The 14,740-nt window shown below is 52.6% G+C and carries 14 protein-coding genes; 7 read left to right on the top strand and 7 right to left on the bottom strand.

The genetic code is table 11. The annotated features are described in order from the left end of the window. The first annotated feature begins 25 nt into the window (after window positions 1–25). From fic to AB1E22_RS16065, 4 genes are all read left to right on the top strand, one after another. Window positions 26–1,102 carry a protein adenylyltransferase Fic gene (fic, locus tag AB1E22_RS16080; protein WP_367596236.1) on the top strand — a complete coding sequence of 359 codons (1,077 nt, stop codon included), beginning with the start codon at window positions 26–28 and terminating at the stop codon, window positions 1,100–1,102. 117 nt (window positions 1,103–1,219) lie between these two features. Beyond that, window positions 1,220–2,341: a ribosomal protein uL16 3-hydroxylase gene (locus AB1E22_RS16075; RefSeq protein WP_367596235.1), complete on the top strand. Its 1,122-nt coding sequence runs from the start codon at window positions 1,220–1,222 to the stop codon at window positions 2,339–2,341. A 191-nt stretch (window positions 2,342–2,532) separates the two neighbouring features. Beyond that, window positions 2,533–3,288 carry a MerR family transcriptional regulator gene (locus tag AB1E22_RS16070; protein ID WP_367596234.1) on the top strand — a complete coding sequence of 252 codons (756 nt, stop codon included), beginning with the start codon at window positions 2,533–2,535 and terminating at the stop codon, window positions 3,286–3,288. A 75-nt stretch (window positions 3,289–3,363) separates the two neighbouring features. After that, a complete protein-coding gene (locus AB1E22_RS16065; protein ID WP_367596233.1) occupies window positions 3,364–3,471 on the top strand; it encodes a hypothetical protein in 108 nt (35 codons plus the stop codon). On the opposite strand, the gene AB1E22_RS16060 is transcribed toward AB1E22_RS16065, so the two are convergent. The 5 genes from AB1E22_RS16060 to bglX all read right to left on the bottom strand — a co-directional run bounded on the left by AB1E22_RS16060 (window position 3,452) and on the right by bglX (window position 9,767). Then, window positions 3,452–4,183, bottom strand: coding sequence for an ABC transporter permease (locus AB1E22_RS16060; protein WP_367596232.1), 732 nt, complete (start codon window positions 4,181–4,183; stop codon window positions 3,452–3,454). The two genes, AB1E22_RS16065 and AB1E22_RS16060, sit on opposite strands and share 20 nt — an antisense overlap. Next, window positions 4,167–5,126, bottom strand: coding sequence for an ABC transporter ATP-binding protein (locus tag AB1E22_RS16055; RefSeq protein WP_367596231.1), 960 nt, complete (start codon window positions 5,124–5,126; stop codon window positions 4,167–4,169). Before AB1E22_RS16055 ends, AB1E22_RS16060 begins: the two co-directional genes overlap by 17 nt. Continuing rightward, window positions 5,123–6,280, bottom strand: a complete 1,158-nt coding sequence (locus AB1E22_RS16050) for an ABC transporter permease (RefSeq protein ID WP_367596230.1) — start codon at window positions 6,278–6,280, stop codon at window positions 5,123–5,125. Before AB1E22_RS16050 ends, AB1E22_RS16055 begins: the two co-directional genes overlap by 4 nt. A 13-nt stretch (window positions 6,281–6,293) precedes the next feature. After that, complete coding sequence (gene osmF, locus AB1E22_RS16045; RefSeq protein ID WP_367596229.1) at window positions 6,294–7,205, bottom strand: glycine betaine ABC transporter substrate-binding protein OsmF; 912 nt, start codon at window positions 7,203–7,205, stop codon at window positions 6,294–6,296. Window positions 7,206–7,469: 264 nt separating this feature from the next. Further along, window positions 7,470–9,767, bottom strand: a complete 2,298-nt coding sequence (gene bglX, locus AB1E22_RS16040) for a beta-glucosidase BglX (RefSeq protein ID WP_367597383.1) — start codon at window positions 9,765–9,767, stop codon at window positions 7,470–7,472. 191 nt (window positions 9,768–9,958) lie between these two features. On the opposite strand from bglX, the gene dld reads away from it, so the two are divergent. Next, entirely contained in the window at window positions 9,959–11,704 is a 1,746-nt protein-coding gene (dld, locus tag AB1E22_RS16035; protein ID WP_367596228.1) for a D-lactate dehydrogenase, read from the top strand. A gap of 118 nt (window positions 11,705–11,822) precedes the next feature. Further along, complete coding sequence (locus AB1E22_RS16030) at window positions 11,823–12,368, top strand: GNAT family N-acetyltransferase (RefSeq protein ID WP_367596227.1); 546 nt, start codon at window positions 11,823–11,825, stop codon at window positions 12,366–12,368. 9 nt (window positions 12,369–12,377) lie between these two features. On the opposite strand, the gene pbpG is transcribed toward AB1E22_RS16030, so the two are convergent. Together pbpG and AB1E22_RS16020 are read right to left on the bottom strand one after the other, a co-directional pair. Then, complete coding sequence (gene pbpG, locus AB1E22_RS16025; protein WP_367596226.1) at window positions 12,378–13,331, bottom strand: D-alanyl-D-alanine endopeptidase; 954 nt, start codon at window positions 13,329–13,331, stop codon at window positions 12,378–12,380. A gap of 133 nt (window positions 13,332–13,464) precedes the next feature. Beyond that, window positions 13,465–14,052, bottom strand: a complete 588-nt coding sequence (locus AB1E22_RS16020; protein ID WP_367596225.1) for a Yip1 family protein — start codon at window positions 14,050–14,052, stop codon at window positions 13,465–13,467. 199 nt (window positions 14,053–14,251) lie between these two features. Between AB1E22_RS16020 and AB1E22_RS16015 the strand changes: the two genes are divergently transcribed. Next, window positions 14,252–14,713 carry a hypothetical protein gene (locus AB1E22_RS16015; protein ID WP_367596224.1) on the top strand — a complete coding sequence of 154 codons (462 nt, stop codon included), beginning with the start codon at window positions 14,252–14,254 and terminating at the stop codon, window positions 14,711–14,713. The last annotated feature ends 27 nt before the right edge of the window (window positions 14,714–14,740 follow it).

Below are 14,740 nucleotides of genomic sequence, written 5' to 3'. Positions count from 1 at the left end.
CGATAAAAATGGTTTTTTTAAACATATGACCTGGACACCGGAAAGACCTTACAATCAACTTCCCCTGCTACCTCCTGATATTGAGCAAATTGAAACACGTAGCGTGTTGAAAGCCTGTATTAACGCACGAGCGGCGCTCGCAGAATTAAAAACTGCCGGAGAGATGCTGCCTGACCAGAGTTTGTTGATAAACCTACTACCAATGCTTGAAGCGAAAGATTCTTCGCGTATTGAAAACATTGTGACTACCAGCGATCAACTGTTCCAGTTCGCAGATCGTGAAGAGCAGGCTGATCCGGCAACCAAAGAAGCGCTACGCTATCGAACTGCCTTGTATAATGGTTTTAATCATCTGGCAGCATACCCACTGTGTATCAATACCACGATGGAGATTTGCACGACCTTACGCGCCGTGGATACCGACATCCGCAAGACGCCAGGCATCGTGCTACGCGATCAGCATATGAACGTTGTCTATACGCCGCCAGAAGGTGAATCCGTTATACGAGATCTGTTAGCCAATTGGGAACAATTCATTCACGCCGAAGATGAGTTAGATCCATTGGTTAAAATGGCTATTTTGCATTACCAGTTTGAGTGCATTCACCCCTTTCCGGACGGGAACGGGCGCACAGGCCGTATCATCAATATTCTGTATCTGATCCAAAGCGGGTTGCTAACGCTGCCCATCCTGTATTTGTCCCGCTTCATACTTGAACGCAAGAGTGATTATTACACGCTACTGCGTAGTGTTACCGCAGAGGGTGCATGGGAAGCCTGGATTCTCTTTATTCTTGAGGCGGTGGAAAACACAGCGCTATGGACAATAAAAAGGATCGCCGTCATCCGCGAGCTAATCGAAACGACCAAAGTCTATATCCGGGACAAGCTGCCAAAAATCTATTCCTGGGAACTGGTTCAGGTGTTGTTCTCACAGCCATACTGCCGGATAGAGAATCTGGTAGAGAGTGGTATTGCGAAGCGCCAAACAGCGTCAGTGTATTTGAAACAACTGGTCGAAATTGGCGTACTTGAAGAAGTCTCTGCGGGACGCGAAAAACTGTACCTCAATACGCGTTTGCTTCGCGAACTGAACGAATGAGGCATCGCAGCAAGCTTCAGGCATAACCCATATCCAAAAGCCTTGACTCATGACAAAGCGGCCAGTGGTGAACCCTCTCTATAATCGAGCCCGTTTATCCTCCACTGGTACCCAAAAATGGATTATCAACTTAATTTAGACTGGCCTGAATTCTTAGAGAAATACTGGCAGAAAAAACCGGTCATTTTAAAAAATGCGTTTCCTAATTTTATCGATCCGATTACGCCTGATGAATTAGCCGGTCTTGCCATGGAAGCCGAAGTGGATAGCCGTCTGGTCAGCCATATCGATGGTCAATGGCAGGCCGCTAACGGGCCTTTTGAGGATTTTGATTCCCTCGGTGAAACCAACTGGTCGCTGTTGGCGCAGGCCGTTAACCACTGGCATGCACCGTCTGCTGAACTGGTGCGTCCATTCCGCGTGTTGCCCGACTGGCGTCTGGACGATCTGATGATCTCCTTCTCCGTACCCGGCGGTGGCGTAGGCCCTCATATCGATCAGTATGATGTGTTTATTATTCAGGGTATGGGCAGCCGCCGTTGGCGTGTGGGCGACAAACTGCCTATGCGTCAGTTCTGCCCGCATCCGGCGTTGTTACACGTTGACCCGTTCACCCCCATCATTGATGAAGATCTTGAGCCGGGCGACATTCTCTATATTCCACCAGGTTTCCCACACGATGGTTTCACCCATGAAACAGCGCTTAACTATTCCGTTGGTTTCCGTGGGCCAAATGGGCGTGATTTGATCAGCAGCTTCGCTGATTACGCCCTGGAAAACGATCTGGGGGGCGAGCACTACAGCGATCCAGATTTAACCTGCCGCGAGCATCCGGGCAAAATTGAAGGCTACGAGCTTAATCGCCTGCGCGACATGATGATGGAAGTCATCAATCAGCCAGAAGATTTCAAACAGTGGTTTGGCCGTTTTGTCACGACACCTCGTCACGAACTGGACGTTGCGCCAGCCGAACCGCCATACCAGCAGGACGAAATTCTTGATGCGTTACTGGGCGGTGAAAACCTCACGCGCCTGAGCGGCCTGCGTGTGCTGAACGTTGACGGTGAGTTCTTCGTCAATAGCGAAGCCATGGAAGCGCCTGTTCCCGAGGCGGCAGATGCGTTGTGCCGTTACACCACCGTGGGTCAAACAGAACTGGGCGCTGCGTTGCAGAACCCGGAATTTGTTAACGTTCTGACTGAGCTGGTTAATCAGGGTTACTGGTATTTCGACGATTAATTCTTTGTAAAATACCATGTTAATGTCGGGTGGCGCTGCGCTTACCCGACCTACGATTTTGAGGGTTAATTGCCAGAGCGCTCAACCGCTCTATGTAATTATTTTGTTACGCATGTAACTAAAAATTACACAGAGTCCATCGCACTGTCTACAGTTATACGGGGGCTTCCCGGGCTGAGTGTGGGGATAACATGGCGCTTTATACCATCGGCGAAGTGGCGGTGCTTTGTGACATCAACCCTGTCACGTTACGTGCCTGGCAACGACGTTACGGGTTACTGAAACCACAGCGCACAGATGGTGGCCATCGGTTGTTTGACGATGCTGACCTCGAGCGCATCCGCGAAATTAAACACTGGATCGAAAACGGTGTTCAGGTCAGCAAAGTCAAAGCCTTGTTGAGCGGCGAGCTTCAGGATCTGGAAAGCGGCTGGCGTGAACGCCAGGAGCTGTTACTTCACCATTTACAAAGCGGTAGCCCAAATCGATTACGCGCCTGGATCAGCGATATAGGCCGTGATTACCCCGCAGAAACCCTCGTCCACCAGCTTTACATCCCCCTTCGCCGCCGTCTGCAATGCCAACAAGTCACCCTGAATACCCTGCTCAGTCTATTGGATGGCGCGCTAATTAATTACATTGCGATCTGTCTCGCATCTGCCCGCAAACGCAGCGGGAAAGATGCCCTGCTGGTGGGATGGGACACGCCCGATACCACGCGCCTGTGGATGGCGGCATGGATGGCGATTCAGCAGGGGTGGCGTATTGATGTGCTGGCCCACCCGCTACACCAGTTACGCCCGGAGCTGTTCGCCCAGCAAACGTTGTTAGTGTGGTGCGGTGACACCCCCACCAATAGCCAGCTTGACCAACTTGAACTTTGGCGCTGCGCAGGTCTGCAAATTTTCCCGCTAATGAGCAACGGGCAATCGCCCCAACGCGCATAAGCAGAATTTAAAGGTTCATTAACAAGCCCGCTTCATCTTATAATCGCCCCGTAACATACAGAGTCCGGAGCGAAGATGAAACTAAGTAAAATAGCCCTTGTGAGCGGCATGCTGGTGATGGCTATCGGCGGGATTGGCGGCGTAATGCTGGTCGGCTACATCGTTATTCTGCATGGCGCGTGATGTAGCGTAGCAGGCGTTCAAAAAGGCGGTCGATAACAATTGCCGCCAGCGCAACCAGCAAGGCCCCTTGAATCACATAGGCGGTGTTAAAGCCGCTCAGCCCGATAATAATCGGCGAACCCAATGTGCTGGCCCCCACGGTCGATGCAATCGCCGCAGTCCCGATATTAATAATCACCGACGTACGAATGCCCGCCAGAATCACCGGCGCGGCCAGCGGTAATTCCACTTTACGCAGCATCTGCCAGCGGCTCATTCCTGCCCCCAAAGCAATCTCTTTTGTCGCATCCGGTACCGTGCCCATTCCGGCCAGCGTCCCTTGTAAAATCGGCAGTAAACCGTAAATCACCAGGGCAATAATCGCAGGCTGTTGACCAAATCCCATCACCGGAACGGCAATCGCCAGCACCGCCACCGGCGGAAATGTTTGCCCGGCAGCGGCGATAGTTTCAACCACCGAGCGAAACTCAAGCCCTGCCGGACGCGTTACGGCAACGCCCAACCCCACGCCAATCACAATCGCCACGAGGCTTGAAATCCCCACCAGCATGAAATGCTTTAACGCCAGCGAAATAAACGTGTCCTGCTGATACAGCGGCCTTTCCAGCTCAGGAAACATCCAGCTAAATAGCGGGCTGCTGTAGGGCAGCACAACCAGCAGGGCGATAAACAGCGCAATTAGCCATAACAGCGGATCACGTAGCAGGCGCATTTTCACCTCGCCACTCTTCGCCGCGCACTAAATCACTAAAATGCAGTACGCCGCACGGCTCGCCTTGCTGATTAATGACCGGTAACTGCTGGCACTGGCGGTCAACAAACAGCGATAACGCCTCACGCAACGTCATGGTTTCGCTAATCGGCTCGCCGCCCAGGCGCTCCTGCGAGCGCACCCGATCGGCGACCAGGCGCTGCGACAATAACCGCACACCCAGTTCGCTGCGGCCAAAGAAATCACGCACAAAATCCGTTGCCGGGCGAGTGAGTAATTCCAGCGGCGTCCCCTGCTGGATCACCTGCCCGCTGTCCATCAGCACAATGCGGTCTGCAAGCGTCAGCGCTTCATCAATGTCATGCGTCACCAGCACAATGGTGCGCCCAAGCAGTTGGTGAATGCGGATAATTTCTTGCTGGAGCGAGCCGCGCGTGACCGGGTCTAATGCGCCAAACGGCTCATCCATCAGCAACACTTCCGGGTCTGCCGCCAGCGCCCGCGCCACGCCAACGCGCTGCTGCTGCCCCCCTGAAAGCTGGTGCGGGTAGCGGTCACGAAACTGGGCCGCGTCGAGTCCAAGCAGATCCAGCAATTCATCAATGCGCGCGCTAATTCGTGCTTTCGGCCATTTCAGCAGTTGCGGTACGGTCGCGATATTCTGCGCCACACTCCAGTGCGGAAACAGGCCGATAGACTGAATCGCGTAGCCCATGCGGCGGCGCAGCGCTTTCGCATCAAAATTACGGATCTCTTCTCCGGCAAAGCGAATCCGCCCGGTATCATGCTCTACCAGGCGATTAATCATTTTCAGCGTGGTGGATTTTCCAGAGCCGGAGGTGCCAATCAGCACCGTAAACTCCCCTTCCTTGATGTTTAGCGACAAATCGCGCACCGCGGCTTCGCCCTGGAAGTATTTACTGACGTTTTCAAATTCAATCATGGCTGTTTTTCCTCAAGTAATGAGATAAACAGTTTAAAAAGCGCATCCAGAATAACCGCCAGCGCGATAACCGGGATCACGCCGAGCAACACTAAATCCAACGCACTACTGAGTAATCCCTGGAAGATAATGGCTCCGAAACCACCGGCACCAATCAGCGCGGCGATAACCGTCATGCCAATGGTTTGCACGCAAACAACGCGCAGGCTACGCAGCAAAACCGGTAGCGCCAGCGGCACTTCTGCCCGCCAGAAAATCTGCCAGCGTGACATCCCCATGCCTTCGGCACTTTCAATAATATTGCGCGGCACCTGCTGCAATCCGGCCACTACACCGCGAACTAACGGCAACAGGGCATACAGCACCAGGGCAATTAACGCCGGAGCCACGCCAATCCCGCTCACGCCCATGGCGCCAAGCCATGGGGCAAGTTTTGCCAGCCCCGCCAGCGGCGCAATCAACAAGCCAAACAGCGCCACCGAAGGCACCGTCTGAATCACGTTAAGTACCGAAAATACCGAGGACTGCCAGCCCGGGCGGCTGTAACAGAGCACGCCGAGCGGAACGCCTATCAGCAACGCAGGCAGTAAAGTGCCGAGCAGCAAGGCCAGATGGCGCGTCAGCGCATCATCAAACACATCCTGACGATTGGCGTACTCTTTTAGCAGCGAAAGATCGGCAAAAAAACCGCTCCACAGCAGCGCCACGGGCACAATCCAGACCTGCATATTCAGCAGTAAACGCCAGAGCGCTTTGGGCGTCAGCCGGTTTATGGCATCGGCGCAGAGCAATAAGCACAACGTTAACGACAGCCACAAACCGCTTCCCGGCGATGTACGAGCAAGCGTACTGCCCTGCTCAGCAAAATGCGTCGCCGTCTGCCCTAAGACCAGCAAAATGCCGATAAACAGCAGTTCGCTTAAAAATAGGGTCAGTAATAGCGGGAGGTTTCGGCAAGCGACAAGCGAAAGAGCCGCGAGAAAAATCACCGGAAGGGAAAGAAGCAGCCCGGCATGGTTGGGGAGCCGACTAAGCGCGATAGACTCCCCGGAAACCAGGCGATTAGGGGCAAAATTAATAAAGGGTAATGCCGCGCCTGCAACCACCAGCAAAATCACCAGTAGCAGCAGGACGCGATTATGAATATTGAGCAAACAAACATCCTCGTTACTTCACAAAACCTTTCTGTTTCAGGTAGTCAGCCGCCACTTTTTTGGCATCCAGCCCCTCGACCGCAATGCTTGCGTTAAGCTGTTGCAGGGTTTTCGCATCCAGAGAGGCAAACACCGGTTTTAACCAGTCCCCTATTTCAGGATAAGCCTTCAGCACGCTTTCACGTACCACAGGCGTTGGGGCGTAAATCGGCTGCACACCTTTCGGATCGGTCAAAGTTTGCAGGCCAAGCGCCGCAACCGGGCCATCGGTGCCGTAGGCCATCGCCGCATTAACGCCGGAAGTTTGCTGCGCGGCAGCTTTAATGGTTACGGCAGTATCCCCGCCCGCAAGGGACAGCAACTGCGGCTGTTCAAGTTTAAAACCGTAGGCTTTTTCAAAAGCAGGAAGCGCGTCAGAGCGTTCGATAAACTCAGCGGAAGCCGCCAGTTTAAATTCACCGCCCTTTTTCAAATAGGCACTGAGATCGTCAAGCGAGGTGAGTTTGTTTTTTTCAGCCAGATCTTTGCGAACCGCAATGGTCCAGGTGTTATTGGCCGGTGCAGGCGTGAGCCAGACCAGGTGATTTTTTTCAGCGTCGAGCTTTTTAACTTTCTCATAACCCTGCTGCGCATTTTTCCAGGCCGGATCGTTTTCATCTTTGAAGAAAAACGCCCCGTTACCGGTATATTCCGGATAAATATCCAGTTCGCCTGCCGTTATCGCCCCACGCACCACAGGCGTTGTGCCGAGCTGCACTTTATTGACCGTTTTAACGCCGTGACTATCGAGCACCTGCAAAATAATATTCCCGAGCAGTGACCCTTCAGTATCAATTTTAGAGCCGACTTTCACCGGTTCTGCGGCCTGAGCCCCTGCGGCCAACAAGACTAAACCTGCCATACCCCAACGCGCTGATACGTTCATGTGCTTCCTCGCTATTGTTCTTTGCTTAAAAATCATGGAGTCGCAAAAGTTTAGTCGAGAATTTAAAGGTTGGTGGAACGAGACGGGCAGAATGAGAAAAGAGGCGGAAAACCAGGCACAAAAAGCAGACTAATGGGTGTCGCAGCGGCCGTATTTAACGTCGAGTTAATGTCGGGTGGCGCTGGCGCTTACCCGACTTATGAACCTGCAAATGTATACCTAAAGTAATTGACGCTGCTAACGCAGCGCCAAGAACAAAGGGTATTACTTCAGTTCAAACTCACCTTGCTTAACGCGCGCGGAATCCAGACCGATAAACACATTAAACTTGCCAGGTTCGGCAACGTGTTTCATCTGCGCATTCCAGAACTTCAGCGCGTCCACGTCAATGGGGAAGTTGACCGTCTGGGTTTCACCCGGTTTGAGCGTCACTTTCTTAAAGCCTTTCAGCTCTTTGACCGGGCGACTCATCGACGCGGTGACATCCTGCACGTACATTTGCACCACGGTTTCACCTTCGCGATCGCCGGTGTTTTTCACGTCAACAGACGCTTCAACTTTGCCATCGGCTTTCATCGTAGGCGCAGACATTTTCACATCCGACACGCTAAAGGTGGTGTAGCTCAGGCCGTAACCGAATGGGAACAGCGGGCCGTTAGCTTCATCGAAGTAGCGAGAGGTATATTTGTTAGGTTTTTCCGGGTTATACGGACGGCCAGTGTTCAGGTGGCTGTAGTAAGTCGGAATCTGCCCCACGGAGCGCGGGAAGGACATCGGCAATTTGCCTGACGGGTTGTAATCGCCGAACAAAATGTCTGCCACCGCATTACCGCCTTCGGTACCGCTATACCACGCTTCCAGCAGCGCATCGGCCTGTTGGTTTTCTTTGACCAGCGCCAGCGGGCGACCGTTCATCAGCACCAGCACCAGCGGTTTGCCCGTCGCTTTAAGCGCGGTAATTAAATCGCGCTGGCTTTGCGGCAGTACAAGATCGGTGCGGCTGGAGGCTTCATGCGCCATGCCTTGTGCTTCACCGACCACGGCGACCACGACATCGGCAGATTTTGCGGTGTTTACCGCTTCGTCGATCATCTCTTGTGGCGTACGCGGGTCAACGCTTACGGCTGGCTCGTACTGGTTGAGGAAATCAACAATGCCTTTTTCATCAGTGACGTTAGCGCCTTTGGCGACCACAATTTTAGCGTTGTCACCCACCGCACCTTTAATGCCCTGAAGCACCGTGATGGTTTGGTCGGCTACACCCGCCGCAGACCAGCTTCCCATCATGTCACGCTTGCTGTCAGCCAGCGGGCCAACCACGGCAATGGTGCCGGATTTTTTCAGCGGCAAAGTTTGCAGGCGGTTTTTCAGCAGCACCATACTTTCGCGGGCCACTTCACGCGCCTCTTTGCGATGCAGGCGGCTTTCGGCGTTAGTGTCCTGCGGGTCTGACTCTTTCGGCCCTAAGTGACTGTAAGGGTCGTTAAACAGCCCCATATCATATTTCACATTCAGCACATGGCGCGCGGCGTCATCGAGTTCCGCCATCGGTACCGCACCGCTTTTCACCAGTTCCGGCAGGTATTTGCTGTAATACTCATCGCTCATACTCATGTTGATGCCGGAATTAAGCGCAACGCGCACCGCGTCTTTCGGGTCGCTTGCCACGCCATGCTTGATTAATTCTTTAATAGCGCCGTGGTCAGAAATGGTGATGCCTTTAAATTTCCATTCGTCGCGCAGTAAATCTTTTAACAGCCAGCTATCAGAAGAAGCCGGGGTGCCGTTGAGCGAGTTCAGCGCCACCATCACGCCGCCGCTGCCCGCGTCCAGCGCGGCTTTATAAGGCGGCATGTAGTCGTTGAACAGGCGCTGCGGGCTCATATCGACGGTGTTGTACTCTTTACCGCCTTCCACCGCGCCATAAGCCGCGAAGTGTTTCACGCTGGTCATAACGGAGTAGCGGTCAGCCGGGCTTTTGCCCTGCATGGCTTCCACCATGGTGCGGCCCATGATGGAGGTCAGGTAAGTATCTTCCCCAAAACCTTCGGAGACACGGCCCCAGCGCGGATCGCGAGAAACGTCGACCATCGGCGCCCAGGTCATGTTCAGGCCATCATCGGCGGCTTCATAGGCGGAAACGCGGCCCACGGTTTTCACCGCGTCCAGATTAAAGGATGACGCCAGGCCAAGGCTGATTGGGAAGACGGTGCGTTGACCATGCACCACGTCGTAGGCAAAGAATAATGGGATTTTCAGGCGGCTAAGATCCATCACCTGGTCTTGCATGGTACGGATGTCGTGGCGGGTAACCGTGTTAAAAATCGCCCCGACCTGGCCGTCTTTGATCATCTCGCGAATGGCTTCTTTCGGGTTATCCGGCCCGACGCTGATTAACCGCAACTGGCCGATTTTCTCGTCAGTGGTCATTTTTTTCAGCAAATCCGTAACGAAGGCGTCTCGCGCTTCCGGGGTTAACGGATGTGGGCCAAACATTTCGCTAGCCAGCGCGGGTTGCAGCGCAAGGCTAACAGCGATACTTACAGAACAGAGCCATTTCATCGACATTACTCTCTTTCTCAAGCCGCCGCGTGGGCAGCACGAAGTGATAAGAGGTGCAGTGTGCCACAACGTTACAGCGGTAAGAAGAGTCGCTTCGATGTTATATGCTGATTTTCCGAGCGTTTCAGAGTATTCATTACGGAATTGCGAGCTATGCTTTAAGACGTCAATTTTTCCCAAGGAGTGGATTCATGACTCATTCTACCGAAACGCAAAAACAGACATTTATCACCGAACTTAATCGCCTGATTGGCCACCAGCATGTTTTAACCGATGCCGCGAAAACCGCGCGTTACCGCAAAGGTTTCCGTTCGGGGCAAGGCGATGCGCTGGCGGTGGTATTCCCCGGTACACTTCTGGAGTTATGGCGCGTACTCAGTCTTTGCGTGCGCGAGGACAAAATCATCCTGATGCAGGCGGCAAACACCGGCCTGACCGAAGGTTCCACGCCAAACGGCAACGATTACGATCGTGAAATCGTCATTATCAGCACGCTGCGGCTGGATAAATTGCAACTGCTGGATGGCGGTAAGCAGGTGCTGGCATTCCCTGGCAGCACGCTGTATCAACTGGAAAAAGCGTTGAAGCCGCTCGGGCGTGAACCGCATTCGGTGATTGGTTCGTCCTGCATTGGCGCATCGGTCATTGGCGGGATTTGTAATAACTCCGGGGGTTCGCTGGTTAAACGCGGCCCGGCGTATACCGAAATGGCGCTGTATGCGCGCATTGATGAACAAGGCAAATTAACCCTGGTCAATCACCTGGGCATCGACCTCGGTATCACCCCCGAGCAGATTCTTGGCAAGCTCGATGATGAACGTGTGAAGCCAGAAAATGTGCTGCACGACCAACGCCAGGCTTCCGATAAAGATTACGCCGAACGCGTTCGCGATGTGGATGCTGACACGCCGTCGCGGTTTAACGCCGACCCAAGCCGCCTGTTCGAAGCCTCAGGCTGCGCCGGGAAACTGGCGGTATTTGCGGTACGTCTCGATACTTTCGTGGCAGAAAAACAGAACGAAGTGTTTTACATCGGCACCAATAAACCCGAAGTGCTGACCGAGATCCGCCGCCATATTCTGGCTAATTTTGAAAACCTGCCGGTGGCGGGCGAGTACATGCACCGGGATATTTACGACATTGCCGAAGTGTATGGCAAAGACACTTTCATGATGATCGACAAACTCGGCACCGACAAAATGCCGCTGTTCTTCACGTTGAAGGGCCGCACTGACGCATGGTTTGAGAAAGTCCCGTTTGTGAAACCTCACTTTACCGACCGCGTTTTGCAACGTTTGAGCGGCTGGTGCCCAAGCCATTTGCCTCCGCGCATGAAAGAGTGGCGCGGGAAATACGAGCATCACCTCTTATTGAAGATGTCCGGCGCAGGAATTGCCGAAGCACGTACCTGGCTTGAGAACTATTTCCAGCAGGCCGAAGGTGACTTTTTCGTCTGTACGCCAGGTGAAGGGGCGAAAGCGTTTTTACACCGTTTTGCCGCCGCCGGCGCTGCGGTGCGCTATCACGCGGTTCATGCCAATGAAGTGGAAGATATTCTGGCGCTCGATATTGCCCTGCGTCGTAACGATCAGCAGTGGTTTGAGCAATTACCGCCGGAAATCAGTAGCCAGATAAGCCACAGCCTCTATTACGGCCACTTTATGTGCCATGTTTTCCACCAGGATTACATCGTCAAAAAAGGGGTTGATGTGTATGCCTTAAAAGAACAGATGCTCGAATTGCTCCGCTCCCGAGGCGCGCAGTACCCGGCTGAACACAACGTCGGGCATTTGTATGAAGCCCCTGAAAGTTTAAAAAGGTTTTATAAGGAAAACGATCCGACAAACAGCATGAATCCAGGGATTGGTAAAACCACTAAGCATAAATGGTGGGAGGAACCAGACTGTAGCCATACGCATCACCACGATCCTCATTGATCGCAACTGTCAACCGCCAGAATCAGGGCTGTCCATAGGCTGTTTTTCGTACTAGATTAAAGTGCCAGAAGGTGGTGTGACCTCATGCCACTTATACCACCAGCCTAAGGAGCGAGCAATGTCAGAGCTCGAAACATTAACGCGGTTACAGATTCGTGATGCTTCGCACGATGATATTCCAGCGATTACCGCGATTTACGAGTGGCACGTTCTGCATGGCCGTGGCTCATTTGAGGAAACGCCCCCGACACGCACGCAAATGTCTGAGCGCTTAGAGGGGGTGCAGACGCAAAATCTTCCCTGGCTGGTTGCGATGTATGACGACATTGTTGTGGGATATAGCTACGCAACCGCCTATCGTCCTCGCCCCGGTTACCGTTATACGCTTGAAGATTCTGTTTATATCGACGCGAGCATGACGGGAAAAGGCGTTGGGCGGGAATTATTGAGCGAGCTTATCAACCGATGTGAACAAGGGCCGTGGCGACAAATGGTGGCGATCATTGGTGACGGGGAAAACAATATCGGTTCGTGCCGCTTACACAAACAGCTCGGTTTTGAAGTGGCCGGGCAGTTACGTAGCGTAGGATTTAAGCTGGGCGGATGGCGAGATACGATAATTATGCAGCGCCCGCTCAACGATGGAGACAGGACACTGCCTTAACAGCAAGGGTTAATCGTCGAGAGCATTACCTTGTGTATTGTTGCTCGCCATCTGGGCCGCTTTTTGCTTTTTATAGGTCAAGGCAGGCGCAGGAACTGGCGTCACTTTGCCGGTTTCCATCCAATTACGTAGACGGTTCGCATCCGCAAAGTGAGTGTATTTCCCAAACGCATCCAACACCACAAGTGCTACCGGACGATTGTTAATCACCGTGCGCATCACCAGGCAGTGACCGGCATTATTGGTAAAACCAGTTTTAGTCAGTTGAATATTCCATTTGCTGTTGTAAACCAGATGGTTGGTATTACGGAACGGCAGCGTATAAGGAGGATTAGCGAAAGTCGCCATATCTTCTTTGGTGGTGCTCAACTGGCCAAGCAGCGGGTACTGTTTTGACGCTATCAGCAGTCGGGACAAATCACGCGCCGTGGAAACGTTGTGAATCGACAGCCCCGTCGGCTCAACATAACGCGTGTGGGTCATACCCAGAGATTTTGCTTTCGCATTCATGGCACGAATAAACGCGTTATAACCGCCAGGGTAATGGTGCGCGAGGCTCGCTGCTGCACGGTTCTCAGAAGACATTAACGCCAGCAACATCATATCTTTACGATTGATTTTGCTGTTAAGGCGTACGCGGGAATAAATCCCTTTCATTTCCGGCGTCTGGCTGATGTCGACGCTCAGCATTTCATCCATCGGTAACTTCGCATCAAGAACGACCATCGCCGTCATCAATTTTGTTATTGAGGCAATAGGACGCACTAAGTCCGGATGGCTGGAATATAAAACTTTATTGGTTTGCAGATCGACGATCATGGCGCTGCCGGAGGCGATTTCTTGCCCGGCGCTGGCATGTTGTACCGTGGAGTGCGCGGTGGTTTTATTCGCGGCCTGGGAAGCGAATGGTACGGCAATCATCAGCGCGAGGCTGAGCAACGATAGACGGATTTTTGTCGGCATGGTGACGCTTCTTTAAGTATTCAAATATGTGATTTGCCCATCAAATTTATTCACAAAGCGTATGAATAAACGAGGCGCCAGCATAATACGCTGACGCCCCTGAAAAATCCTACAAATGATTCGTAAGAGAGTATCAAAACAGCCGGTATCCATAACCCCAGAGAATAACACTCAGGGCTAACAGCACTTCAAGTACCAGCACGCCAATGGCGAGCGTTGAGCTGGAGAAGCTCATCCCCTCTTCTTTATTGATGCCAAGAAACTCAGGAACGCCCACATACAATAAGTATCCGGTATAGATAAGCGCCGCCGCGCCTACCAGAACACACAGCCACACCAGTGGATAAAGCGCCACAATGCCGCTTAAAAACAGCGGCGTCGCCACGTAGCCGGCGAACACCATACAACGTGCAAGCGATGGGCGATGCGGATAGCTGCGCGCCATCCACCAGATAACGCGGCCCATCACGGCAACGCCTGCCAACATCAGTGCATAAAACAGTACGCCTAAATAGAATCCGGTAAACATCGACAATTGAACGAACGTGCCATCGCCAAAATTCCAGCCAATTTGGGTTGTGCCAATAAACGCACAAATCACCGGGATGGCCGCCATGATTAATACATGGTGGGTGTAGTGATGGGATACCGTTTCGTTCTCGCGTTTTATTTCCTGCATTTCACGATTTGGATGGGAAAAAAGCCCCCAGACATGACTCATAACGCCTCCTGACATGTCAAAAAAAACGATCGAGCACAGTCAAAGTATAATGCACAGCGCTAGATTGTTTTTTAATCAACCAAAAATAACTGACGCGGCAAACGTAACGAATTTGATTGAGTCAGTTTGACGAAACGGTAAAAGCGTCATATTTAAATAACACGCCCAAACCACGCTTTCAGGACAGGAAGCGCAAAGCATGGCGCTGGCGTTACTTTTTGCCCGCAGCTTCGGGCAACTGGTGGGCCCATTAATTTTAAATCCCGCAAAATTTGAGAAAAACAGCAACAACAATGCGCTGATGATTGGCTGCCTTTTCGCCTTTATCACCGGCTATGGACTCGTGCCTTTTTCACCGTCGAAATACCTGGCGCTAAGTCTGGTTTTTACAGCTCACCTTTTCTCAAACATCGTATTCGCCCGGGCGTTGTATACCCTTCTCCAATCATTTGATGAAGTTCATGTCTCAGCGGCGATAGCAAAAAGTTACCGCTTACAGATGGTCATCACCGCCGTGGTGTCTATTGGCGCAGGCTTCTGCACGCCATATCTTGGCGTCGTTTCTTCGCTTTACTGGTTCAGCGGAACGGGATTTTTAGCGATCGTTTTACTGTCCCTGGGTGGGCGCAGGCTAAAACCAAAATCAGCAACTCAGCCATAGCCGCTATACTGGAGGGGTACAACAACA

This window comes from Buttiauxella gaviniae (assembly GCF_040786275.1).
Classification (GTDB): Bacteria; Pseudomonadota; Gammaproteobacteria; order Enterobacterales; family Enterobacteriaceae; genus Buttiauxella; species Buttiauxella gaviniae_A.
Note: the sequence above shows the minus strand (reverse complement) of the source record. Positions and strands in the feature narration are given on the sequence as shown.